At 53.0% G+C, this 25,500-nt stretch carries 22 protein-coding genes; 10 read left to right on the top strand and 12 right to left on the bottom strand.

The features are described from left to right. Positions 1-102 precede the first annotated feature (102 nt). On the top strand, positions 103-603 hold the full coding sequence (locus MXMO3_RS05125; protein ID WP_117395170.1) for a ClbS/DfsB family four-helix bundle protein: 501 nt from the start codon (positions 103-105) through the stop codon (positions 601-603). A gap of 34 nt (positions 604-637) precedes the next feature. Continuing rightward, a complete protein-coding gene (locus MXMO3_RS05120) occupies positions 638-1,156 on the top strand; it encodes a DUF4199 domain-containing protein (RefSeq protein WP_162889137.1) in 519 nt (172 codons plus the stop codon). An 11-nt stretch (positions 1,157-1,167) separates the two neighbouring features. On the opposite strand, the gene MXMO3_RS05115 is transcribed toward MXMO3_RS05120, so the two are convergent. The 6 genes from MXMO3_RS05115 to MXMO3_RS05090 form a co-directional block, all read right to left on the bottom strand. Next, entirely contained in the window at positions 1,168-1,785 is a 618-nt protein-coding gene (locus MXMO3_RS05115) for a GNAT family N-acetyltransferase (protein ID WP_162889136.1), read from the bottom strand. Positions 1,786-1,836: 51 nt separating this feature from the next. Then, positions 1,837-2,763, bottom strand: coding sequence for an ABC transporter ATP-binding protein (locus MXMO3_RS05110; protein ID WP_027834776.1), 927 nt, complete (start codon positions 2,761-2,763; stop codon positions 1,837-1,839). Next, positions 2,763-3,572: an ABC transporter ATP-binding protein gene (locus MXMO3_RS05105; protein WP_027834777.1), complete on the bottom strand. Its 810-nt coding sequence runs from the start codon at positions 3,570-3,572 to the stop codon at positions 2,763-2,765. The genes MXMO3_RS05110 and MXMO3_RS05105 overlap by 1 nt, the downstream gene beginning before the upstream one ends. Beyond that, the gene (locus tag MXMO3_RS05100; RefSeq protein ID WP_117395167.1) at positions 3,569-4,483 is read right to left on the bottom strand and encodes an ABC transporter permease; all 915 of its coding nucleotides are present in this window, start codon (positions 4,481-4,483) and stop codon (positions 3,569-3,571) included. Before MXMO3_RS05100 ends, MXMO3_RS05105 begins: the two co-directional genes overlap by 4 nt. 3 nt (positions 4,484-4,486) lie before the next feature. Next, positions 4,487-5,464, bottom strand: coding sequence for an ABC transporter permease (locus MXMO3_RS05095; RefSeq protein WP_027834779.1), 978 nt, complete (start codon positions 5,462-5,464; stop codon positions 4,487-4,489). Between the two features lie 75 nt (positions 5,465-5,539). After that, a complete protein-coding gene (locus MXMO3_RS05090) occupies positions 5,540-7,195 on the bottom strand; it encodes an ABC transporter substrate-binding protein (protein WP_027834780.1) in 1,656 nt (551 codons plus the stop codon). Positions 7,196-7,477: 282 nt separating this feature from the next. Between MXMO3_RS05090 and MXMO3_RS05085 the strand changes: the two genes are divergently transcribed. Next, positions 7,478-10,831, top strand: coding sequence for a hybrid sensor histidine kinase/response regulator (locus MXMO3_RS05085; RefSeq protein ID WP_117395166.1), 3,354 nt, complete (start codon positions 7,478-7,480; stop codon positions 10,829-10,831). Positions 10,832-10,844: 13 nt separating this feature from the next. On the opposite strand, the gene MXMO3_RS05080 is transcribed toward MXMO3_RS05085, so the two are convergent. Then, on the bottom strand, positions 10,845-11,741 hold the full coding sequence (locus tag MXMO3_RS05080) for a LysR substrate-binding domain-containing protein (RefSeq protein ID WP_027834781.1): 897 nt from the start codon (positions 11,739-11,741) through the stop codon (positions 10,845-10,847). Between the two features lie 132 nt (positions 11,742-11,873). Here MXMO3_RS05080 and ugpB point away from each other — a divergent pair, with 132 nt between their 5' ends. The 6 genes from ugpB to MXMO3_RS05050 all read left to right on the top strand — a co-directional run bounded on the left by ugpB (position 11,874) and on the right by MXMO3_RS05050 (position 18,686). Continuing rightward, the gene (ugpB, locus tag MXMO3_RS05075) at positions 11,874-13,175 is read left to right on the top strand and encodes a sn-glycerol-3-phosphate ABC transporter substrate-binding protein UgpB (protein ID WP_027834782.1); all 1,302 of its coding nucleotides are present in this window, start codon (positions 11,874-11,876) and stop codon (positions 13,173-13,175) included. Positions 13,176-13,244: 69 nt separating this feature from the next. After that, on the top strand, positions 13,245-14,126 hold the full coding sequence (gene ugpA, locus MXMO3_RS05070) for a sn-glycerol-3-phosphate ABC transporter permease UgpA (protein ID WP_117395165.1): 882 nt from the start codon (positions 13,245-13,247) through the stop codon (positions 14,124-14,126). Further along, positions 14,126-14,977, top strand: coding sequence for a sn-glycerol-3-phosphate ABC transporter permease UgpE (gene ugpE / locus MXMO3_RS05065; RefSeq protein WP_027834784.1), 852 nt, complete (start codon positions 14,126-14,128; stop codon positions 14,975-14,977). The genes ugpA and ugpE overlap by 1 nt, the downstream gene beginning before the upstream one ends. Positions 14,978-14,987: 10 nt before the next feature. Then, entirely contained in the window at positions 14,988-16,043 is a 1,056-nt protein-coding gene (locus MXMO3_RS05060) for a sn-glycerol-3-phosphate import ATP-binding protein UgpC (RefSeq protein WP_117395164.1), read from the top strand. After that, positions 16,043-17,014, top strand: coding sequence for a glycerophosphodiester phosphodiesterase family protein (locus tag MXMO3_RS05055; RefSeq protein ID WP_117395163.1), 972 nt, complete (start codon positions 16,043-16,045; stop codon positions 17,012-17,014). Before MXMO3_RS05060 ends, MXMO3_RS05055 begins: the two co-directional genes overlap by 1 nt. A gap of 13 nt (positions 17,015-17,027) precedes the next feature. After that, the gene (locus tag MXMO3_RS05050) at positions 17,028-18,686 is read left to right on the top strand and encodes a Na/Pi cotransporter family protein (RefSeq protein WP_117395162.1); all 1,659 of its coding nucleotides are present in this window, start codon (positions 17,028-17,030) and stop codon (positions 18,684-18,686) included. Positions 18,687-18,689: 3 nt separating this feature from the next. Here MXMO3_RS05050 and MXMO3_RS05045 read toward each other — a convergent pair whose 3' ends face one another. The 5 genes from MXMO3_RS05045 to MXMO3_RS05025 are packed head-to-tail and all read right to left on the bottom strand — an operon-like array spanning position 18,690 to position 24,516. Then, positions 18,690-19,934, bottom strand: a complete 1,245-nt coding sequence (locus MXMO3_RS05045; RefSeq protein ID WP_117395161.1) for a Tm-1-like ATP-binding domain-containing protein — start codon at positions 19,932-19,934, stop codon at positions 18,690-18,692. Between the two features lie 13 nt (positions 19,935-19,947). After that, positions 19,948-21,435, bottom strand: a complete 1,488-nt coding sequence (locus MXMO3_RS05040) for an aldehyde dehydrogenase (RefSeq protein WP_117395160.1) — start codon at positions 21,433-21,435, stop codon at positions 19,948-19,950. Beyond that, positions 21,432-22,919 carry a tripartite tricarboxylate transporter permease gene (locus MXMO3_RS05035; RefSeq protein ID WP_027834789.1) on the bottom strand — a complete coding sequence of 496 codons (1,488 nt, stop codon included), beginning with the start codon at positions 22,917-22,919 and terminating at the stop codon, positions 21,432-21,434. Before MXMO3_RS05035 ends, MXMO3_RS05040 begins: the two co-directional genes overlap by 4 nt. Positions 22,920-22,928: 9 nt before the next feature. Further along, a complete protein-coding gene (locus tag MXMO3_RS05030) occupies positions 22,929-23,507 on the bottom strand; it encodes a tripartite tricarboxylate transporter TctB family protein (protein WP_051213586.1) in 579 nt (192 codons plus the stop codon). A gap of 58 nt (positions 23,508-23,565) precedes the next feature. After that, the gene (locus MXMO3_RS05025) at positions 23,566-24,516 is read right to left on the bottom strand and encodes a tripartite tricarboxylate transporter substrate-binding protein (protein WP_027834791.1); all 951 of its coding nucleotides are present in this window, start codon (positions 24,514-24,516) and stop codon (positions 23,566-23,568) included. Between the two features lie 135 nt (positions 24,517-24,651). Here MXMO3_RS05025 and MXMO3_RS05020 point away from each other — a divergent pair, with 135 nt between their 5' ends. Beyond that, positions 24,652-25,425 carry an IclR family transcriptional regulator gene (locus MXMO3_RS05020; RefSeq protein WP_117395158.1) on the top strand — a complete coding sequence of 258 codons (774 nt, stop codon included), beginning with the start codon at positions 24,652-24,654 and terminating at the stop codon, positions 25,423-25,425. Positions 25,426-25,500 lie beyond the last annotated feature (75 nt).

The raw sequence follows: 25,500 nt of genomic DNA, 5'->3' as shown, positions 1-25,500 counted from the left end.
GTTAACAAAAAACAAAATTGTCGGACAAATGCGACCGAACTTGACTCAAGTCAATGTAAGTCCCGCTGGCAGGTTCAATCTGTCCTTGTAAAGGAGAAGAAAATGCCTGCTGCAACAAATAAAGACGACCTTATTGCTGTTACCGACAAAGAATACGGCAAGCTCGAAAAACTACTCGAAACCATCGATGCGGATTTTGCGCTAAAGAAGGACGACGATGACACATCGATCAAAGATGTTATCGGCCACCGCGCCCATTGGATTGAGTTGTTCCTTGGCTGGTACAATGATGGCATGGCAGGCAAAGAAGTCTTCTTTCCCGCCAAAGGCTACAAATGGAGCGAACTCAAGCGCTACAACGGTAATTTACGCGAGCAGCAAGCCAACTTGTCGTGGGACGACGTTGTCCAAATGCTGGAACAAAACCACAAAAAGATCCGCAAATTTATGGAAGATCACAGCGACAAAGAGCTTTATGGCGGCCCGATGAAAGGCGCCAATAATGATTGGACGCCGGGTCGCTGGGCTGAAGCTGCGGGGCCAAGTCATTATCGCTCCGCCGCCAAATATCTGCGCGCCCGCATCCGCGCACAAAAGAAGTAGCACCGCACATTTATCACATTTTGGGGAGCAAATAATGACTTTAAACATAATCAAATGGGGCGCAATCGGCGGCCTCATCATGAGCATCCTGGCCACATTAGGCTATGCCATTTTCCCGCTCGACAATCCCACCACCTTCCAATTGGCAGCATTAACAGGCTATATCGGCATGTTTTTGGGATTGGCCATGATTTGGCCCGCGCTGAGCGGCGCAAAAGCCCAGCTTGGACACGCACCCGCCATGTTGCCGGCGATTGGGATCGGCCTTGGCGTTGCATTGGTCGCCGGTGTCATATTCGGGCTGTTCAATGTGCTTTATTCGCAAGTTTTCATGCCCGAATTTCTGGACAATTATTACGCCCAGGAACTGGCCCACACTGGCCTGACTGAAGGTCCTGAATATGATCAGAAAGCCGAACAGCTCAATGCCACACGAGATTTCCTGAAACAGCCGCTTAATGGCTTTTTCGCCATGGCAAGCGCGGTGTGGGCATTGGGCATCGTCTATGCGCTCATTTTGCCCTTTGTGTACCGTTGGGCCAAAGGCAAATAGGTCAGCACAACTCAGAGGGCGCGCGCAAAAATGGGCGCGCCTTCGTCAGCCACCTGCTCAAAACCCATCGCCTTATAAAAGCCGATTGCCCGGACATTGTTGCGATTCACCCCAAGATGGATGCCGGACACACCGTCTGCCCGCAATTGATCAAGAGCGGCGTGCATCAGCTTTTGGCCAAACCCGCCGCCCTGCGCTTCTGGCAACAAATTGATATGCAGATGCGCCGGATATTGATCTGCATAGTCAGGCGCGGGTTGTTGGTTTTGCGCCAAGGCATCAAGAAAATTCTGGTCCGCTTCCGTTTCCGGCGTAAAATCGCGCAAACCCTCATTGACCTGCGGCCACCAGCGCGCATGTTGCCATTGCTCATAGGCGCGTGTGTCGGCCGCGGTAACGATGTAACCGACAACCGAGTTGTCTCGTTCCAACACAAAACAATGCGCCGGGTTGAAATGCAAATAGGGCACCGCCCAAATCAGCCCGGGCAAATCCAACCGAGAATAGAGAGAACGCGCGTCGCCGCCGCCATCTGCGGTGCAGACACAAATATAGCTGATCGCCGCTTCGTCGCTGGGGTGCGCTTGGCGCACCTTCATGTCAGATCCATTCCTGGCCGCATTCGTCATAATCGATCCTCCAGCTAAAAGCGCCATCACCGACGCGACGCGTTCTCCAAACTAAGCGGCCCGCACAAACCGTCCAGCAGCGATTTCTTTCAGCCCCGCCGTGCTGGCTGCTGTTTCCGTACGCACCCGATCCGCGAATTTCGAGAAATCACGCGCATGTTCAAAGTCCGCATTAATGCGTGTATGCGCGTTGGGCACAGAGGACAAGAGCAACTGCGAATATGGATGTTGCGGATCACGCACAATTGCATCCGACGGACCATATTCCACAATACGCCCGCCATACATCACAGCAGTATTTTCTGTGAGGTAATGCGCCGTCGCCAAATCATGGGTGATATAAAGAAACGTAATTCCCCGGTCTGTTTTCAGCCGGTTCATCAGGTTCAAAATAGACCGACGGATCGATACGTCGAGCATCGATGTGGGTTCATCCGCAATGATCAATTCCGCACCAACGGCGAGCGCCCGGGCCAAATTGATCCGCTGCCGCTGCCCGCCCGAAAGCTCGTGCGGAAATTTATCCAGCATCACATCTGGCTCTAGTTCCACATCCTCAAGCGTGCGCACCAGCTCTTGCTCCAGCGTCGAACCTTCAGGCACGCGCTTGTGCAACGTCAGTGGCCGCGCCAAATGGTGACGCACCGTATGGGTGGGGTTGAGCGATGCAAATGGGTCTTGAAACACCATCTGCACTTTTTGCGCGTTTTCGCGCTTTTCTTTTGAATTACGGGCGCTGGTGATGCTCTTGCCATTCACCAGAATATCGCCTTCATCAATATCAAACATGCCCGCAATGGCGCGGCCACATGTGGACTTGCCAGAGCCACTTTCCCCCACCAATGCCAAGGCTTCGCCCCGGCCCAGCTTAAAGGAAATATCCTGAAGCGCTTTCACCTGCTTGCTGCCGCTAAATATTGTCTTCAGCGTATAGGTTTTCGAAACGCCTTTAACTTCCAAATAGGGTTGATCAGCCATTATGCCACTCCCTTTGCATCATCAAAGCTGGGCATCGCATCCCAAAGTTGCTTGGTGTAATCATGCTGAGGATTGTGCAAAATCTCATGCGCGCTGTTCACTTCCACAATTTCACCCTGCAACATGATGGCGATGCGGTCTGCAAATTGCGACATCAGCGCCAAATCATGGGTGATAAACAGGATCGAAAAGCCAAACTTTTTCTGCAGCCCCGCAATTTCTTGCAAAATCTCGCGCTGCACCACCACATCGAGAGCGGTGGTTGGCTCATCCATGATGATCATTTGCGGCTCAAGAATAAGCGCATTGGCCAGCACCACCCTCTGGCGCATACCGCCAGACAATTGGTGCGGATAATCGTCTAGGCGCGCCGGATCGATGCCCACTAGGTCCATCAACTCCTCGGCCCGCACCCGCGCTGCCGCGGTGTCTTCGCCCGTGTGCCGATGATATACATCGCGGAACTGCTCAAATATCGTCAACACCGGGTTGAGCGCATTCATCGCACTTTGGAACACCAGGGAGACTTTGCTCCAACGCCATTGCGCCAGCTTTTCTTCGTCAAAAGACAAAACATCCTCACCATCAATGGTGATGGTGCCACCTGAAATAAACGCAGGTGGACGATGCAGCCGCATCAAGGCGTAAGCAATTGTCGATTTGCCGCATCCGCTTTCCCCGGCAAGGCCCAAAACCTCACCACGATTAATGTGCAGATCAACGCCTTTCACCGCGCGAAACGGACCATCCAAAGTCATATAGTCGACTTCAAGCCCTTTCAAATCGAGGAACCGTTCTGATTGAGTCATGATGCAGCTCCTTTCGCGCTTTTATAGGTTTGGTCGAACTTCTTTTGCGCTTTCACCGCTTTGTTGATCGCGCCCAAAGTCCGCAGACGTGGGTTTGAAATCTCATCAACACCAAAGTTCAACAGGCTCAAACCAATGCCAATGGTGACAATCGCAAAACATGGCGCCAGCATTTCCCACCACGCCCCTACAGTGATCGCCGAAGAGGTTTGCGCGTTATAAAGCATATTGCCCCAGGAAACGGCGAGTGGATCGCCCAGCCCCAAAAACTCAAGCGTGGCTTGGGTAATGATCGTGTAAACCACGGAGCCGATAAAGTTGAAGCCAATAATGGACAACAGGTTTGGCATCAGCTCAACGCAAATAATACGCCAGCTTGGCTCGCCGATCTGCTCCGACGCTTCCACAAATTCACGCCGTCGTAAGGTCAAGGTCTGGGCACGGGTGACCCGCGCCCCCCACGCCCAGGAGGTTAAGCCAATAATAATCGCAATCATAAAGGGGTCAGACTTGCCGATAAAGGCGGCAAGCACCAATAAGAGCGGCAATTGCGGTATGACCAGTGCAATATTGGTGATGAAGTTCAAAGATTCATCTATGACCCCACCAAAATAGCCCGCGGTCACGCCAATCAGCGTGCCGATCACAGTAACGATCAGACCAGCCGAAAAACCAACCATCAAGGATGTGCGCGTGCCCCACACAAATTGGGTATAAACATCGCGGCCCATGCGTGTTGACCCCATCACATGCTCGACCGAAGGCGCCTGGTGTGGCCGGGCCACCCGTTTCGCCGGATCATGGCTGGTGACAAACGGCGCCGCGAGCGCAAGGCAAATAAAGGCCACAACGATCAACAGGCCAGCGGTAGCTTTCTTATTTCGCAGAATAATCGAGAGAAATTTGAACATGATTTATGCCTTCCGCAGCCGTGGATCGAGGAAAATATAGATGAAGTCGATCAACAAATTCGCCGTCAGCATCGCCAACGTCATGATGATCAACTGCCCTTGGATCAACGGATAATCCCGCGCGATAATCCCTTGGAACAAAATGTTGCCCAAACCGGGGTAATTGAACACAATTTCAATAATCAATGAGCCGCCCATGACCGAGCCGAGGCTCAACGCAAACGCAGTCATCGAAGGCAACAACGCATTTCGTGCCGCATAATTGTAGCGCACGCGTTTATCCGTCAGACCCTTGGCGTGCCCCATGACCACATGTTCTTCCCCCAACTGCCCAATCATATTGTTGCGCATAGTGATCAAATAGCCACCGATAGACACAAAGGCCAGCGTGCCAATGGGCATCAGCGAGTGATAAAACACCGATGAAATATAAGCCCAACTAAAACCGGGATCGAGTGACGGATCATAGGCATAGCTGGTGGGCAAAACCTCGAGCACCAGGCCAAACAGATAAAGCGTCAGAATGCCGATCACCAAGGCAGGCACAGATTGCACCGCCAAAGCCGAAGGCGAAATTATACTGTCAAAACCGCCACCGCGTTTCCAAGCAGCATAAATGCCCAGCAAGGAACCGATACAAAAGGCAAGGATCACAGACGTGCCCGCGAGGAACAATGTCCATGGCAGAGCCTGCATCAAAACATCCATAACCGTAAGTGGGTATTTTTTGATTGAAACACCAAAATCCCAGGAAAAAACGGACTTCAGATAGATGAAATATTCTTCGATGAGTGGGCGCTCGACAAAGCCGAAGGTTTCGGCCAAAGCCTTCTTGGCTTCTGGGGGCATGGTGTTGCCCGCATTGGCGAACATAATATCGATGGGGTTACCCGGCATCAGGCGGGGCAGCAGAAAATTGATGGTCGCTGCCACCAAGAATGCTACGAGATAAAACATAATACGTCTGATGATGAAGGACATTTTGGTCTTCCAATCTTTTAAACGATGGGCGGTGCATTGCACCGCCCATCCACTCAAGCTTTCAAAAGGGAGGAACTAGCTCTTCGGCTTGATTGAAAGCAGGTGAAGGATACGCTCTGGGTTGCCATCGTGAACGGTTGGAACCGCTTGGGCATTGTCCGCAGAGAAGAAGCCTTCAAAGCGTGCTGTGTTGTACTGGTACCAATAAGGGTTGTTGAACACAGGGATGTGCGGCATGTCTTTTGACAAGATCATTTGGATTTCGTCCATGATCTCACGCTGCTCATCAGCATTCGCTGTCTTAAAGAAACCATCCAGCAGCTTATCCAACTCTTCATTGGTGTAGCCAGTCACAGAGAAGCGGCTCGTCATCGCTTTGGAAGAGTGGAACGTGTCAAACGCCATATGTGGCGTTACGCCAACCACCAGCGCGTTGATGGCACCTTGGTAAGACCCATCCAGCAATTGCTGGGTCCATGCAGCAGCTTCAGGTGTTGAAACGCTGGCATTAATGCCCGCTTCGTTCAAACCTTCAACGGCCAATTGCACAGTGTTTACCCAGTCGGTCCAGCCATTCGGCACAATCAGGTCGAACTGAATTGGCTTGCCTGAAGGTGTATCCAAGAAACCATCGCCGTCCACATCTTTATAGCCAGCCCCATCCAAAAGTGCTGCCGCAGCTTCAACATCATATTCAGTATATTTGCCGTATTGTGCGTCAGCTTCCGGGTTGTTCCAGGCGTGGTAACCACGGCCCAAACCAGATGGGTATTTGTTGATGGTTGGGTAGCCGTAGCCAGCGATATCAACCATGGCCTGACGATCCATCGCCATAGAGAAGGCGCGACGGAAATCAACATCATTAAAGGCTTCTTTGTTGCCTTCAGCAGATGCATTCATGTTCAGGTTGAAAATAACCAATGAGCCGCCTGGGAACCAATATTTGTGGTTTTCAGGATCTTTCGCCACATAGGTTTTTTCAATGTCCGGCAGGAATGAACCAAACCAGTCCAACTCACCCTTCGCCGCAGCAGTCAGAGTTTGGTCGTTGGTTGCGATTTGCGGGAAGCGCATGCAATCAACGTCCAAATCTTCAGCTTGGAAATAGTAAGGGTTGCGGCACTGAACATATTCTTGCGGCGTAAAGCGGCGAATTTCGGTCAGTGGGCCAGAACCAACTGGATCTGGGTTGGTGAAGCTGACAGGATCTTCAATATCGGCCCAAATGTGCTCAGGCACAGTGTGGATACGTGCAACGTCAAAGATCAAACCAGTGCTTGGCTCTTTGTAGTTCACTTTCACATGTTGATCATCAACCAACTCAACGCTGTCGATCTTTTCCCAAAGGGCGCGTGTGTCCAGCGCCGGATGTTCTTTGATCAAATTGAATGTGAAGTAAACGTCATTGGCGTCCAATGTTTCGCCATCTGACCATTTCACGCCATCACGGATCTTGAACGTAACTGAGCTCAAATCTTCAGAATAATCGAAGCTCTCGGCCAAGCGATATTCAGCTTTACCGCCTTGAATGCGGTTAAACACCACGAGCTGCTCAAACATAAAGTCACGTACAGAGCGCACATCTGATGTTTGGTTAAACGGGTTATAAACTTCAGCGAAAGCTGTTGTTTGGTGGGGCACCGCTGTCAAAATGACATCTTCGGCTTGGGCAACAGATGTGCCAGCCATAAGCGCAGCGGTAACCGCTGACAGAATCATGCTTCGACGCATGGGAATTCCTCCTAATATATTATCCTCTACTTGCGATCATTGTGATTGCCGCAAGTCCCTCAGTCCTGCCTGTTCGTCTATTGACAAATTTATCGTTGCAGGCGACTTTATACCAAACCAATTGAATACCAAAAGTCACGCAGCGCATTCTGAAAAATCTGCGGAAAAATCGTAAAAATCGATTTTATGGCGAATAGTTTCAAACACTTAGTGTAAATTACAAAGATCAGAACTGTGGATAAGATGTCGAAAGGTGATCGAGGGAGGCCTAAATTGGACTATATGCGGCCGAACAAGATGGCGCCTAAAGGCCTGCATGCGCGTCTGTTGTTGGCATTTACCAGCATTTCGCTGATACCGCTTCTGATTGTAAGCGCTACATTTTTCTATGTTTTGATCGCCAATCTTGAAGGCGAAAACTTCGCAAAACTCGAATTTATCAACGACGCTAAGCAAGCTGAAATCCGCCAATATCTACAATTCGCCTCCCGCCAGGCTGATTCCTTGAGCCAAACCAATATTGTCAGGTATTCGATTGGTGAGTTTTATGGTTTCAGCTACGGCTTTCGCGAGATTTCCCCCGAACCCGAAGAAGCCGCCCGCATCTTGCGCGTGGCCTTTGGCGTTGGCGGAACAGCCAACCGCGCTGACCGCGATAAGCTGATCAGCACCGCACTGATCTACGACAATATGCACGCCCAATTTCACGGTGAATATGAGGCGTTCATTGAGTCTGCGGAATATGACAATCTCTATTTGATCAACAATCAGGGTCGCGTGGTCTACTCGGTTGAAAAAGACAATTACCTCGCCACCTCTATTTACGGCCCCCTCTCCAACGCCCCGGTCTCAAACGTCGCCAAACAACTGCTCTCAACAGATGAAGATATGGGCATCGTCTTCCACGATTTTGCACAAGACACGGTGACCGGCGAATTTGCAGCCTATTTGGCGGTCAAAGTTAAATTCTATTCCCGCCCCAGCGGCGTGGTGGTCTTCCGCTTGCCCACCAATGGGGTGGAGCGATTGGTCCAGTCTGAAACATCCGAGGCTGGACATGTCTTTTTGCTCTCCTCGAACAGGCAAGTGCTCAGCCGCCCAACAGACAGCCAGCTCGACCTAGGCGACAAACCCAATGCCGCGAACATCCCGTCTTTGGCCAATAGAAATGAAACCGCAAAAGTCCCTGTGGGCTTAACCAATGGCCCTGCCCTCGCCGCATTCGGCACGGTGCAAGTGTTTGACCGCGATTGGCTTTTGGTCAGCGAGGTGCCCACATCAAGGGCCTATGCCAGCGTGAATACGCTAATTGCAACGGTCAGCGCCTTGGCGCTCTTGGCGATTCCAATCCTGTTTTTAATCGCCACCCATCTAGCACGCAGCGCCACCCGCCCGATCCTGCGCATCACGGACACGGCCGAAGCCATTGCGGCAGGTGATTTAAACCGCACCATGCCGCACATCGAAAAACCCATTGAACTCAAGCGCCTGACAGACAGTTTTGGCCGCATGCGCGACGCGGTGCGCGATCAGCTTTTGCAAATCAATGCCAACGTGGCCGCGATTGAGGAAAAGAACGCCCAGCTCGAAGAAGCTGACCGGATGAAAGATACATTCTTGGCCAACACCTCTCACGAGCTGCGCACGCCGCTCAATGGCATTGTGGGCATTTCTGAAACCCTCACCGCCGGCGCTGCAGGGGATTTGTCAGAACGTCAACGCAGCCAACTGCAATTGATCACTTTCAGCGCCCGCAAACTGTCGCGGCTGGTCGATGATTTGCTGGATCTTTATCGCATTCGGCAAGGGCAAATGCGCTTGGATATGCACCCGGTGGATGTTGCGACAAGCGTGCGCAATGTGTTGCTTTTGTCCGAACCCCTTTTGCGCGGCGAACCGGTTACCCTTGAGGTTGACATCGCCAATGACACACCGCTGGTAATGGCGGACCCGGTACGGCTTGAGCAAATCCTGCATAACCTTGTGGGCAACGCCATCAAATACACTGAAGCGGGCACCATTCGCATCACCGCCAGCACCCTCAATGAGCAGGTCCAAATTTCCATCGCCGATACCGGCATGGGCATTTCCGAGGCCGATTTAGGCCGCATGTTCAAACCGCTGGTGCAAGCCGACGGTGTGGACACGGTGCGCAAAACTGGCGGCACCGGATTGGGGCTGACCATCGCGCGCCATTTGGCAACCATTTTAGGCGGCGAGCTTTCTGCGGACAGCACATTGGGGGAAGGCTCTGTCTTTACGCTGCAACTCAATGCCGCCACGGCGAAGGACTTTGAGCAGGAAGGCGCCCCCGCCATTTCGCGCCAATCCGAGGGCTATCAGGAAACGCTCAACAGCAGTGACGAAAACTGGATGCAAGATGACACGCCCGCGCAAGAAGGCGTGCCGCAAATTCTTGTTGTCGATGACGAGCCCATCAATTTGCAGGTTCTGCGCAATGTGTTGCTGCCGCAGGGCTTTGCTGTACGCACTGCCGACAATGGCGCCACAGCGCTTGAAATGATCGAAAAGCAACGCCCCAACCTCATCATTCTTGATGTGATGATGCCCGACCTCAGCGGGTTGGAAGTGGCGCGTCGACTGCGCGAACGCTTTGATCGGCTGGAATTGCCCATCATCATGGTTACCGCGCGCTCGCGCACCCGCGACGTCATTGCCGGGCTGGAAGCTGGCGCCAATGATTATGTGGTCAAGCCGTTCGTAAAAGACGAACTACTCGCCCGCGTCGATACATTGCTTGAAGCGCAAAGGGCGCGCATGGCCAGCGCCGAAAACGCGCAACTACACGCGGAAATGAAACGGCGTATTCAGGTAGAAGACGCGCTACGCCTATCGCAAACACGCATGGCAGGATTGCTGGATAGCCTTCACGTCGGCCTCTGGTGTGTGGAAGAAACAGGCGACCTGTTCTACGCCAACCGCTTTGCGGAAGAATGGCTTGGCACCCATGCGGGCGCCCGCACCAACATCAAAAAGCTCTTGCCGGACACCAGCTTTGAATTGCTGCTTGAAAACTGCAAACTGGAAGGCAGCGCGCGCCTCGATCAAATTCAGTTGCACGGCCATTCCGAACCGATCAGCTTACATGCCTTTGAAATGGATCAGGAAATGGGCGGCGGTCTCAATATCATCCTACTGCCCTCAAACAGTGCCGATTGGTCTCAAGATCAAGACCCCGCCATTCTGCGCCGGGCGCTTGATACCATTGAGGTGTCCAAAACGCCACGGACCTCGCCGCCTGCCGAAGATACTCCCCTTCACGACGACCTGGATGACCAACGCCTTGCCTATCGCGAAGCCACGGTTGCGCTGATGTCACAAGCGTTGGAGATTTGGCAAAAGTGCAGCCAGAAATCAAAGTTCGATTTGGCCGAGCAAAGCGGCATTTGGCGCGTTCATCTGGATCGCTCGTCGTTACAAACACGCACTTTGGACAAATACTTCAGCATCGACACGCTGCCGCAAAATCCACGTTGGCGCGATGTACTGGCAACCGCAAATTATGTCCTCACCCATTGCCAATCCGACGAGTTGGAAGCGGAATTGGACCAACTCAAAAAGATCCGTGATCAGGTCAAACAAATGGTCATGGATGGCGCGGCCAAAATGGGATGAACAATCCCAGGTCCTATTGATGGATAAAGGGCTGCAAGCTTTCCACAAACGCTTCAATAAAATCGAGCACCAGCAATGGCCGTGTACCCGTTATCGGCCGCAAAATGGAAAGGTCATGGCTCAAATCCGGTTCAAACGGTCGAGCGACCAACCCCTTCCCTTCAAACTGCGCCGCGTCCAGCGCGCTCACGATTGAAGCGCCATGCCCTTGGCTCACAAATGTGCACGCTGCCGTAAACTGGCGCACCTCGATCCACGAGTTAAACGGCACGCCCCGTTGCGAAAAGCAGCTTTCAAGCTGCACAAAAAATGTGCTGTTGCGCCGTGAATGAACGATCTTTTCATCAGCCAAATCTTCCGGGGTGATCACCTCTTTGCGGCCAAGCGCATGTCCCTCGGGCAATATGCATACTGTGCGAATGGGTATATCCACGCGCTCAATTGCCGGGTGGCCCGAAAAGCCATCCGTGATGCCACAATCATATTGCTCACCCATCACCCATTCCAAAATGCGTTCCGGTCGATCAGGTTCCAACGTCACCGTCACACCGGGGCGTTCAACCAAAAATTCGGCCAGCACACCCGGCAAATGGCTGGTGGCAAACCCAGGCAAACAGGCAATGCGCATATGTCCGCCCGTGCGTTCCTTTAGGTCGCGGCGCAAATCTTCCAAATGATTGAGGCTGTCAAAGACGCGCGAGACTTCGGCCAACATATAGCGCGCCTCGCTGGTGGGCGTCAGTGTGCCTTGCTTGCGCACAAAAAGATCAAAGCCCACGGCTGTGGAAAAGTCGGCCAATAATCGACTAACTGCAGGCTGAGACACACCCAGAATTTTCGCAGCTTGCGTCACCGACCCAGTTTCCGCAGTTGCCCGGAAAGCCTCTAATTGTCGCAGTTGAAACTTCATTTTCGCCGCTCCATACCCACCAAATCAAAGCAATCCATAACATTATGTTATGTAATGTGCAAAAAATTTCTGCTTGCGTTATTTTATCATTTGGATAAAGTTGGCGGCCTTAAAACTATTTGGGAGGATAGAATGTCATTGAAAACAATTCTGATGACAACTGCTGCGCTGGCTTTAGGCGCAAGCTCTGCCTATGCGCAGACTGAAGTTCAATGGTGGCACGCTATGGGCGGCACCAATGGTGAACGCGTGGACAAAATCGCTGCAGATTTTAACGCGTCGCAATCTGAATACAAAGTTGTGCCTGTCTATAAAGGCAACTACACCGAGACCATGACAGCTGCAATCGCGGCTTTCCGTGCCAAAGAACATCCGCACCTTGTGCAGGTGTTTGAAGTCGGCACCGCCACCATGATGGCCGCCAAAGGCGCCATCTATCCGGTGGAACAGCTCATGAATGATGCTGGCGAGTCGTTCGACAAATCTGATTATCTGCCAGCGGTGATTTCATATTACCAAACACCAGAGGGCGAATTGCTCTCCATGCCCTTCAACAGCTCCACCCCTGTGATGTGGTACAACGCCGACGCTTTGGAAGCTGCTGGTGTTGAGCCGCCAAAAACATGGGATGACGTTGAAGCCGCCGCAAAAGCGTTGGTGGACAATGGCATGGCTTGTGGCCTTTCCTTTGGTTGGCAATCTTGGGTGATGATCGAGAACTTCTCGTCATGGCACAATATGGCCGTTGGCACGAAAGAAAACGGCTTTGCCGGTTTCGATACAGAGTTCACCTTCAACAATGAAGCTGTGGTCTCACGCTTGGCCAAAATCGCCGAAATGGGCGAAGGCAAAGAATTCGTTTATGGCGGTCGCCGCGGCGACAGCTTGCCCCTTTTCACCAATGGTGAATGCGGCATGTGGATGAACTCATCCGCCTATTACGGTTCAATCAAGAGCCAGGCTGAGTTCAACTTCGGCCAAACCATGTTGCCTTTGGATACTGAAGTGGCAGATGCCCCTCAAAACTCCATCATTGGCGGCGCGACCCTTTGGGCCTTGGCTGGTCATGAAGATGAAGAATATAAAGGTCTGGCTCAATTCCTGACCTATTTGTCTTCACCTGATGTGCAAGCATGGTGGCACCAAGAAACAGGCTATGTGCCAATCACACAGGCAGCAGCTGAGTTGAGCGAAAGCCAGGGCTTCTATGAAGAAAACCCCGGCACAGACATCGCGATCAAGCAGTTGAGCTTGAACGAGCCGACACCAAACTCACGCGGCATCCGCTTTGGTAACATGGTGCAGGTGCGCGATGTGATCAACGAGGAGTTGGAAGCACTTTGGGCTGGCGACAAAACAGCTCAAGAAGCAATGGACACTGCCGTCAAGCGCGGCAACGAGCTTCTGCGTCGCTTCGAGCGTTCTGTAAAATAACACCTCACAATTTCCCCCAGCGCGCCTTGCGGTGCGCTGGGATTGGCTTTGCCTAAAGGACATTTTGCCATGCTCAAACGTGTTCATTTTACAAAATCTTGGTTGCCATTTGCGCTGGTAGCACCGCAAATCGCCATCACCTTGATTTTCTTCATTTGGCCTGCCACCCAAGCGGTCTACCAATCATTTTTGATTGAAGATGCCTTTGGGCTGTCGACTGAATTTGTATGGTTCGAAAACTTTCAATATCTGTTCACTGATGAGATTTATCTCAACAGCTTCGGCCGCACGATCTTCTTTTCCGCCGCTGTTGCGTTCATCTCCATGTCCAGCGCCCTGATCCTGGCGGGCTTTGCAGATCGCGTCATTCGCGGTGCAACAGTTTATCGAACACTCTTGATCTGGCCCTATGCCATCGCCCCGGTCTTGGCCGGTGCATTGTGGGTTTTTATGTTCAATCCAACCTTGGGCATATTTCCCTATTTCCTTGAGTTCTTTGGCTATGATTGGAACCATTACCTGAATGGCTCTCAAGCCATGCTGTTGGTCATTTTGGCGGCAGCTTGGAAGCAAATCGCCTATAATTTCTTGTTCTACCTTGCTGCAATGCAATCCATTCCCCGCTCGATCATTGAAGCTGGGGCCATTGATGGCGCCAGCCCGATCCGGCGCTTCTGGACCCTAGTGTTCCCGCTGATCTCGCCAACAACATTCTTCTTGTTGGTCATCAACGCGGTTTATGCCTTCTTTGAAACCTTCGGCATCGTGCATGCGGTCACCCAAGGCGGCCCCGCCAACGCCACCACCATTCTGGTTTATAAAGTTTACAATGATGGGTTTGTCGGCCTCGATCTGGGTGGCTCTGCCGCGCAGTCAGTGATCCTCATGATTATGGTGATCTTCATGACCATCATTCAATTCCGTTATCTCGAAAAGAAGGTGCAGTACTAATGGTCGAAAATCGTCCCATTCTCAAAATTGTCACGCACCTGATTTTGATTTTCGGCATCGTGATCGTTGCGCTGCCTATTTGGATCACTTTCGTGGCGTCCACCCATGATGAAGCGCGCATGTTGCAGGCGCCCCTGCCCTTGCTGCCCGGTGGACACTTTTTCGAAAACTTCACCAAAACACTATTTGGCTCTGGCCTGGCAGGCAGCGAAGTGGCCCCGGTTTGGCGCATGTTGTTGAATTCAATGGCCATGGCCATGATGATCTCCATCGGGAAAATCATCATTTCGCTTTTAAGCGCGTTCGCCATTGTTTATTTCAAATTCCCCTTCCGCATGGGCTTTTTCTGGCTGATCTTTATCACCCTGATGTTGCCGGTTGAGGTGCGGATTTTGCCCACCTTTGAAGTGGTGGCAAACCTTGGCATGTTGAACTCATATTGGGGGCTGTCCATCCCGCTCATCGCCTCGGCCACCGCAACCTTTATGTTCCGGCAGGTCTTTTTGACGATCCCGGATGAGATGCTGGAAAGTGCGCGTATCGATGGGGCCAAACCCATGCGCTTTTTCTTCGATATTTTACTGCCCCTAAGCCGCACAAATATCGCAGCACTGTTCGTGATCCTGTTCATTTATGGTTGGAACCAATATTTGTGGCCGCTCTTGATCACCACAGATACAGACATGACCACCATTGTGATGAGCATCAAGCAAATGCTTGAAGCCGCAGAACAATCCCCTCAATGGAATATCATTATGATGACGGCTCTGCTGGCCATGATCCCACCTGTGTTTGTGGTGATCGCCATGCAAAAAATGTTCGTCAAAGGCCTCACTGAGACCGACAAGTAGGAAAACAAAAATGGCAACGATCTCACTGAAAGACTTGGTAAAAAACTACGGTAAGGTGGAAGTCCTTCACCATGTCGAAGGCGAATTTCACGATGGTGAATTCATCGTCATTGTTGGCCCGTCCGGTTGCGGCAAGTCGACCCTTTTGCGCATGGTTGCCGGGCTGGAAACTGTCACCAGCGGCGAAATATTCATCGGCGACAAAATGGTCAACAATCTGGAACCAGCCGACCGCGACATTGCCATGGTGTTCCAAAACTATGCGCTTTATCCGCATATGACCGTGCGCGAAAACATGGCCTACGGCCTAAAGCTGCGCAAGTTCAGCAAATCCGACATTGAACGTCGGGTGCAGGAAGCGGCCACCATTCTTGAAATTCAAGACTATTTGGACCGCCGGCCGCGTCAGCTTTCGGGCGGTCAGCGCCAACGTGTGGCCATGGGCCGAGCCATCGTGCGCGATCCGCAAGTGTTTCTGTTCGACGAACCGTTGAGCAACCTCGATGCCAAATTGCGGGTGCAAATGCGGCTAGAGATCAAAAAACTACAGCGCAAGCTGGGCGTGACCTCTATCTATGTGACCCACGATCAGGTCGAAGCCATGACTTTGGGTGATCGGCTAATGGTGCTCAATGGCGGCTATGTCGAGCAATTCGGCACACCAATCGACCTTTACGAGAAACCAGCATCCATTTTCGTCGCAGGCTTTATCGGCAGCCCATCGATGAACTTCTTGCCCGGCCACCTTGCCAACGCGCATATTGAGTTGGAAAACGGCCAAAAGATTCCAACCACCTCGGTGCAACAAGGGGATGCCATATTCGGTGTCCGCCCCGAGCATATGATCGTCGATGAAAACGGCCCCATTGAAGTGGTGACAGACCTGTGTGAGCAATTGGGCGCCAACACGCTGGTGCATGGCGTCCTAAAGGATGGTGAAACAGGCATCGTTGCCAGCATTCAGGGCCATTGGGATTATGAACCCGGCTCCGTTTTGGGCTTCAATGTGCTGCCCGACAATCATCATTTGTTTGATAAAGAAACCCAAAAGCGTTTGGAGAATTGATGTTCGACGAACAATTAGCTGGGTTTAAAGGGGACGAACAGTGCATTCGCGTGGTGGGTCATCGCGGGGCGCGCGGCATTATGCCTGAAAACACACTTCTGGGTTTTGAATGGACCATCAAGATGGGCGTCTCGGCCCTTGAGTTTGATGTAATGATCACGAAGGATAGCGTTCCCGTCATCGTGCACAATCACCATTTGAACCGCGACATCACCCGCACTCCTCAGGGCGATTGGTTGAACGCGCCTGAACCCCGCATTTCTGATCTCACCTATGAGCAATTGTCTCAATTTGATGTGGGCGGCCTGAACATTTTCACCGAATATGGTCAGCGCTTTCCCGAGCAAATCTTTATGAGTGGTCAAAAGGTGCCGCAATTGGCCGACCTATTGCGCCTGATCAATCGACCTGAGTTTCGGCATGTTCGCCTAATGCTGGAAATCAAATCCGATCCCCATGTGCCAGATCATCGGGATCGACAGGCCCAAACCGTCGAAGCCATCGTCAATGTCGTGCGTGCCCACAATGTGCAGGCCCGCACGGTCTTGCACAGCTTCGATTGGGAGATGCTGCGCATGTGCCAGATCGAAGCGCCGGAAATGCCCACATCCTTCCTCTCACAATTGCCAGAGGAAGAAGCAACAGCAGGCAGCGACCCTGCCTCGGCGTTCGACGCCTATGTCGGCACATTGCCTTCAGTGCCGCAAGCCGTGGCTGATGCTGGTGGCTATATTTGGGCACCCTATTTCAAAGACGTGACCGAACATGATGTTGCCCACGCCAAACAACTTGGTCTGCTCATTTCTCCTTGGACCGTCAACGATCCCCACGATATGGTGCGCATGATTGATTTGGGGGTGGATGCAATTGTCACCGACTACCCAGCACGCCTACAACGCGAAATGATCAAAAAACAAGTTCGCTGGCAGCGCACTGAAGAGAACACAAACGCTGCTCTGACCTCGGCATAGTTGCGGAAAACACATGGCCCTTTTGGAATTCCTCATCGCTATTTTTGGCGCAACCATGTTGCTCCTCTTTGCTGTGCGCATGGTGCAAAACGGCATAGAGCGCATGAAGGGGCCAGAATTTAAGCGCATTCTGACCAATGCCAAAAACCCCTATCGCGCGGCCCTCGCTGGCACCGCAATGGCGGTTTTGCTGCAAAGCTCAGCTGCGGTCGCCATTCTTACCGCGGGGTTTTCAACCGGGGGCGTGTTGTCCATCGCCATGGGCTTGGCCATCATTTTGGGTGCCGATGTAGGTTCGGCCATTGTGGTGCAAATCCTGTCCCTCGACCTGACATGGTTGGCCCCAGTATTGATGGGTGTCGGCGCGTGGCTCTATCTCAAATTCAATGGCCGCAACATTCGGCAAACCGGCCGCATCATGCTGGGCATTTCGCTGATAATTGTTGCTCTGGGCTTTTTGCGCGATGCCGTCACGCCCATCAAGGAAAGTGATCTGCTGCCCGCCATGGAGGCTTTTCTAGAGGCTGATCTGGTCCTGGCCTTTTTGGTGGGTATGGTTCTGGCGTTTCTTATGCATTCGAGCGTGGCCGCCGTCTTGATGATTGCAGTGGTTTCTGCCGCAGAGGCGATTTCGCAGCCCGTGGGCATCATGTTGATCCTTGGCGCAAACCTTGGCGGTGCCCTCGTGCCCGTTTGGATCACCCGCGCCATGCCTATTGAAGCGCGTCGTCCGGTTGTTGCCAATGTGGCCTTGCGCGGGCTCACCGCCGCGTTCATTGCCACCCTCTATGCCTATCAACTCATTGATCAGTGGGTGCACATGCTGCCTAGCCTTGTGTTGGTCCACTTCGCCTTTAACGTGTTGCTGCTGTTATATCTGCCGTTCACACCTTGGATTGGCAGCGCCGTCGAGCGGGCAATGACCAATGGCAAAGGCGACCACCCCACTCCCATGGCGGAGCGTTCTTTGCTGGATGAAAATGCGCTGGATTCAGTGCAGCAGTCTCTCGCCTCATTGCGGCGCGAAGTGGTGCGCATGACCAATATTTCAGAACAGATGATCCGTGAATCGCTGGCCTGGTATCTGTGCCAAAAGCTCCCCAACTTCGAACAGTTGGAACGTGAGAGCAACCTGCTGCACAATGCAGGTCAGGCTGTTCGCCTATATGTGACCCGCATGCCCAGCAAAGAGATGACCAAGGCACAGTTCCGCCGCCTGCGGGACTTGGCAGACTATGCGCTGTCCATCGAAGCCAGCACCGCCATTTTAAGCCAACGGCTCGAAGGTGTTATCCGGGCGCAGCACGCCCGAAATCTCTATTTTTCTGAAAGCGGCGCAGCGGAACTGCGCACCATTGCCGAGCAATGCTTGCACAATATGATCAATTCCTACGAATTGCTGGTCAATGAAGATATTGAAACCGCCCGTGAGATCTTCCGCGATAAGGACGAGCTGGGCATGTTGGTGGCGAAGAGCCGCAAAAAGCACCTGTTGCGCCTGCGCGAAGGCTTGGAAAAAAGCATCGCCACCAGTGAACAGCATCTGGAAAGCCTTGCCGCGCTGAAGGAGTTGAACGCGCAGCTGGTCTCCATCGCTTATCCCATCCTCAAGCGGGAAGGCCAATTGCTGCAAACCCGCTTGATCTTGGACGGCAAGGGGCAAGAGCTTTAGGCGCTACCCCTTAGGATTGGCCACCGTGCCATCAGCCAACCATTGATCAAAAATCGACAGTACTGTTTCACAAAACAGCGCATCATTGATGTGGCAGTCAATTTCAGTGAAGCCGACAGGCGCGCTCACCGCCTTCGCCAATTCCGCCACAAAGGCCGCATGATTGTCCGGCTCATGCGCCGGTTCACCCGGCTTATCCCACTCTTCAATGCCTTGAATCGGTGAAATAATGTGCGTCGGCGCACTATTCTCCGCCGCGCGTGCGGCCAGTTCACGCGCCACCAAACGCCGCTCATCCGCATTCAACGTGGCGGAAGACAAAAGCCGATTGTGGGCATGAAAGGAGCGATCATTAAACTGATCGGGAAAGGGTTGCCACCCGGGAAAATCCACCAGATCAACACATCCCGGCGCGATCATCGCGGGTGTGCCGGAGGTTGCCGCCCCGCGCAATCGATCAGGGCCCGAGCTCACGCTGGAGCCCATCAAATCATTGCCCATTTCCTGTGGCGCGAAATCCATCACGCAGGCAAATTTGCCCTCGCGCGCCAGATTTTCAAACGCCATGCCACCCATGCCCGTAGCGTGGAATATCGCCACCTCAAAGCCGCGCTCTTCCAGCGCAGGCTTTAGCACCTTCATATATTTGAGGCAGGTTGAGCCCAAGCTGGTCATGCCGACCATGGGGCGCTTCTCATCCGGCAACACCGCCGCACGCGCCGCGCCCAGCACCGCTCCGGCGGCTTGGCTTAGCGAGGCCTTGCAAACCGAATTGAGGCCATAAAGCCCACCTGCCCACAAGATCATTTGAATATCCGTCGCCAACCGATCCGCGGGAATAAGCGGCGAAAAGGCAATGGTGGAAATGATATATTTCGGCACGCCCAGTGGCAGTGCGCGGGCGCAATCCAGCGCCAAATCTGTGCCCATGGAGCCACCCATGGCAATCATCCCGTCAATCCGCCCCTCAGCCTGCAACTTTTGGCAAAGCGCAGCCGAACCACGCGCCATAATCTGCATGGCCACATTTTCATCGCCCGCATCAATCGCGTCTTGAATGCTCGCGCCAGCGGCCTCCGCCACCGCATGTTTGGACACATCGGTTGGTGTCGGCGGATCGCCCAAAACACTCACATCCATGGTGAGCACTTTGCCGCCTTGCCCGACAATCGCGTTGGTCAAATATTCGAGCTCATCGGATTTGGTGTCATAGGTGCCAATCACCAAAATGGTTTTATCTTGCGCCATATGTGTGTCCCCCCTACAGCTGTATCCAAGCTGTCTTCAAATTCTCGTATTTCTCCAATGCGTGCAGCGATTTATCCGCGCCATTGCCCGACTGGCGCATACCCGCCAGCGGCACATTATTGCCCGCGCCGCCATAGGTATTCACATGCACCACACCCGATTTAATGTTGCGCACCATGCGGTGAGCCCGCGATAAGTTCGACGTCCAAACCGCCGCCGCCAAGCCAAAGTCTGTGCCGTTGGCCAGTGCCACTGCTTCCTCTTCACTGTCAAATGGCGTGATCGCCACCACCGGGCCAAACACTTCATTTTGGAAGAGGTCCATCTCCGGCTTCACATCAGTAAAAATCGTTGGCTCCATATAGTAGCCGCCACCTTCTGGATGTAGCTGCGCCCCGCCACACACCAAGGTGCCGCCCTCTTTTTGCGCCCGCTCAACAAAGCCCAAATCGCCCTCTAATTGCTGTTTGGTGGTAATCGCCCCAATATTATTGTCAAGATTGAGTGGATCGCCCACCTTCAGCTTTGCCGCCTGCGCTTTCAGCTTTTCAACAAATTGGTCATGCACGGTGCGCTCAACCAGAATGCGCGACCCCGCCACGCAGACTTCACCTGAATTGCGGAAAATTCCCGCCGCCGAAACCTTTGCCGCCTGATCCAAATCTGGCGTATCGGCAAACACAACGTTGGGCGACTTGCCCCCAAGTTCAAGATATAACCGTTTCATATTGGACCGCGCCGCATAATCCATTAAACGCCGCCCGACGCCGCCAGACCCGGTAAAGCCGATTATATCAATATCATTGTGCAGCCCCAGGGCTTCCCCTGTCACAGCGCCATTGCCGGTCACCAGGTTGAGCACACCTGCGGGCAATCCCGCTTCAAGGCAAAGCTCGGCCAGCCTTAGTAGGCTCAATGAGGCTGCTTCTGACGGTTTAAGCACAACGCTATTGCCCGCCGCCAAGGCGGGCGCGATCTTCCACGCGCCGATCATCATTGGAAAATTCCACGGCACAATAGCACCAACCACACCCACCGGTTCGCGATGCACCAATGCCAATTGATCATCCGACGTGGGCGCAATCTCGCCATAGACCTTATCAATCGCCCCTGCGTAAAACCGAAACGTCCCCGCCGCAGAGCCCGGCTCCGCCTTAATGGCCATGCCAATTTCTGTGCCATTGTCCCGCACGCCCAAAACCGCCAGTTCCTTGGCATTGGCTTCGATCAGGTCAGCGATCTTATTGAGCACTTTCATGCGGCCCTGAGGTGCCATGCGAGACCAGTAACCCCGCTCAAAAACCTGCCGCGCCGAGACCACAGCAGCATCTACATCTGACGGTGTCGCCGCCGCGATTGTTGTCAGTTCTTCCCCGTCAATCGGGCTGACCACTTTGATGGTGCCGCCATCGGCAGCGTCCACCCACTGCCCGTCAAGCAACAGCTTTTGCGGCGCAATTTCCTGTTGACGCAGTGCATCAATTTCACTTTGGCTGATCATGCTTCCAAGTCCTCAGATTTTTTTGCTCGAAAGAGCGAATAGATATGCGCCACCAGCACAATCACGATAATCGCGAAAAGCACCTGCGCCACGGGCCGCTCGATAAAATCAAATGGGGTTTGCACCCGCGCCATGCTGGTGCGGAATTTCACTTCCATAATGCCACCCAAAACCATGCCGAGAATGATTGGCACAATCGGCAAGTTTAGCCGCTTCAACATCAGCCCCAGCATCCCAAATGCCGCTGCTATCGCGCAGTCGATGATGGAGTTTCGAAGCGAAAAAACGCCGACAAAACTCAAAATCAAAATCACCATGCCCAAGAAGCGGTTGGGAATGCGCACCACTTGCGTGATCCATTTTGTGGTGCCCAGTAAGAACGCGAAGGCCAAAACATTGAGGATCAAAAGCGCCATATAAAGGCTAAGGATAAAGTCAAAATCATTGGCGAAAAGCTGTGGCCCGGGGATCACATTGTGCACATAGAACACAGCCAGCATCATCGCCGTCAGGGCCTCACCGGGAATACCCAGCGCCAATAGCGGGATCATCGCCGCAGCGGGCACCGCGTTGTTTGCAGTTTCCGAGGCGATCAGCCCTTCGGGCGCGCCTTTGCCGAAATTCTTGCCATTGCCCGATGTTTTGCGTGCCAGTGAATAGGAAAAGAATTGGGCCAGAAATTCACCCACACCGGGGATCATGCCCATCACCACGCCGAACCCGGCAGATGGCAATACAATTTTTGGCAAACGCAGCACATCGCGCAGCCCATCGAAAAGCCGCCCCACCAGCGCGGGCGGTTTATTATGTTCGTCTTTCCCCACCAACAACAAGAAGGCCTGCGACAGCGCAAATAGCCCCAACACAACCACGATCAAATCGATACCGGACGCCAGCCAGGCTTGCTCAAAAGTGTAGCGCTGCGTATAGCGGATCGGCTCCAGCCCAACCGTGTTGATAAATATGCCAAAGCACAACAATGCCCCCGCCGCCAAAGCCTGCCCTCGGTGCGTCACCACCACCAGGATCATACCCAACAGCGCCGCCAAAAAGATCTCGCGTGAGCCAAACATTGGGGCCACTGCCGCCAGAACGGGCGACAGGCACATCAGCGCCACAATCGAAATAATCGCGCCACAAAAACTGGCGCCAAACGCCAAAGACAAGGCTTTTGTCGCCTCACCGCGTTTGGTCATGGGATAACCGTCATAAGTGGTCAACGCATTCACCGCAGTGCCGGGCGCATTGATCAAAATCGCCGGGATTGCCCCGCCATACATGGACGACCCGTAAATCCCCAATAAAAGGGTCAGACCCACTATTGGCTCCAGCGCAAATGTCGCCGGCAACAAAATCGCGATCGCAATAGCTGGTCCCACGCCGGGAATGGCCCCGATGATGACGCCCCCAACCGAGCCAATCAACAACGCGATTGCCACGTCAATTCGCGCCAACGCGCTCAAACTTGTCAGCAAAAGTTCCACAAAGAGCCCCTAGAGATAAAGAATGGCAAAGCTGCGCACCATATCTGGCAAATATTCGTAAAGCGCACCGCCGGGAATTTTGACCTGCAAAAAGCTTTTGAAGATCACCACAATCAACAATCCGGAGAGCGCCGCAAATCCAAAATAGAGCCGATGGCGGTATCCCAACCGCCATGTCATCAGCATCAAAAATCCAATGGTTGTCGGCAAATAGCCCACGACAGGCACCAAATAAACGTAAGCCATGAACCACAGCACATACTCAGCAGCACGCAACCAGATCAACGCTTCAGAAACAAAGCCCGGCGCTTGCAAACCATTGCGGTGAAACCAAAATTGAACGATTTGGAAAAAGCCGAAAATCAGCATCCCGATAATGCCGATGGCAGACCAAAGCCCGGGCTGCTTTTCCAATGGCATATTGTCAAAAAACTTGGCCTGTACACCGAGCTGGCTGGCCAGAAAGACCGCCACCAAAAATGTGCAAATACCAAACCAGACAAGTGCCGAACTGTAGGGCGACACAAAATAATCGTCGACTTTCAGCGCACGATTAGATTTGCCGCCAATCTCATTTTCTTGAATCATGGGCTGAACAAACTCACCATTTAAAAACGGCCGGGGCGATGGCCCCGGCCAAGAGAGATTATTCAGCAAATTTGGCGATGGATTCGGCCACGACACGGTCAGATTCAATCTGAGCGGCCGCTTCTTCTGCGCCTTTCCAATAAACACCAGCGCCGGTTTCTTCAGCAAGCTTCTTGGCTGCATCGCTGGCCAGCGCCTTTTGGGCAGCCGCCGCGATTTTCTCGCGCACATCAGCCGGCGTGTCTTTATGCACAAACAAACCATTCCACAACGCGATGTTCAGCGATGGCTCAAGCTCACCCACAGTTGGGCTGTCTGGCACCAGCGGAATGCGGTCTTCGGTCACGGTGGCCAACACATTCACTTTGTCCAAGCAAGGCAAGATCAGTTGCAATGTGGTGTTGATCACGTCCGCATCGCCAGACGCCAAAGTGTTACAATCCAGCGCATCGAATGACGCGTTTGAATAATAAAGGGTGCCGTTCTTTTCGGCCAAAGCCATTGTGACCTGGGTTGGCACAAGGAACGAACCAAAATGCCCCAGCAAAAGATTGTTGGATTTTGAAAACTCGGCCAACTCTTCCATGGATTGATAAGGCGCCGCTTTAGACGCAGCAATGACAAACGGGTAGGTCAGAAAAATACCAACAGGCTCAAACGGATCAGGGTTCAGCGCTGGGATGCCCACATAAGGGCCCACCAACGGCACATCCACCACAAACGAGCCGATTGTATAGCCATCAGCTGGCGCCTGCGCCACTTCCGCAGCACCGGGGAACGGTCCACCACCCCCACCGGGCTTGTTCACCACCGCGGCTGGCACGCCATACATGTCTTGAAATTCTTCCGCAATCATGCGGGTCAGCACATCCTCCAGATCCCCTGGTGGAAATGGCACCACAAATGAAACTGGTTTTTCTGGATATTCAGCCATCGCTGGCGAAAGAGCAGCCAAAATTGTCGCCAGACCTATAAGGACCGCCGAGATTAGTGAACGGATCGCACGCATGTTTTCCTCCCTACCGCGTTCGAAATTTTGCCAACGGTTCACTATTATCACCATCGGCACATTTAATGGTTGCATTAGGAACCAATCTGAGTCAACATTTTTGTGAACATATGAACTAATTGAGTAATACCCCGCATGAAGACAATCGATAAAACGATGCGCTTGCTGAGCTTTTTCACGCCGTCGCAGCCTGAAATTGGCCTCTCTGAGCTTGCCCGCATGGCGGAGATGGACAAAGCCACCACGCGGCGCATTTTGGTGTCGCTGGGCAAACATCACTTTATCGAGCAAAACCAGATCACCAAGGCCTATCGCCTGGGCAGCGGTTTTCTGCATCTTGCCCGCGTGCGCGAAGCCACCACGCCGATCACCGCCATCGCCACCCAAACGGTGGAGTGGTTGTGTGACTGCACGCGAGAAACCGCCCACGCCAGCGTTGGCAGCCCCAACGCCTTGATCACTATCGCCCATAAAGAGCCACAGCGCGGCACAGTCGTGATGATCGATCCCACCGAACCGTTGCCGTTCCACGCCACCGCGTCTGGCATTGTTTTTTTAGCGTTTAACGATGCTGATCTATTGGAAAATCTTTTAAAAAAGCCGCTGAAAAAGCACACCGATCATACAGAAATCGACCCCGATGCTGTTCGCGCACGCGTCGCAAAGGCACGCAGAGACGGTTATTATTTGAACGAGCACGGTTTCGAATCCGATGTGGCGGGCCTCGCCGCGCCCTATCTTAATGCGGATGGCACAGCCGCGGGCGCCATCGCCGTGGCCATGCCCACCACCCGCAAAACCGATGAACAAATCCATATGGTGAAACAACACGTCGCCGCTGCTTCAGCGCGGATCACCACCGCAATTGGCGGCGTGGTGCACCCCAGCATTCAAAAATTGATTGTTTAGGGGCTTATGATGGTTAGCTCATTTTCACCAAGCCTTTGCGGCGGCACCTCAGGGTTCAGCAATCCGCCCGCTCAT

Origin of the sequence: Maritalea myrionectae (genome assembly GCF_003433515.1) — a bacterium.
GTDB classification, from domain to species: Bacteria; Pseudomonadota; Alphaproteobacteria; order Rhizobiales; family Devosiaceae; genus Maritalea; species Maritalea myrionectae.
Note: the sequence above shows the minus strand (reverse complement) of the source record. Positions and strands in the feature narration are given on the sequence as shown.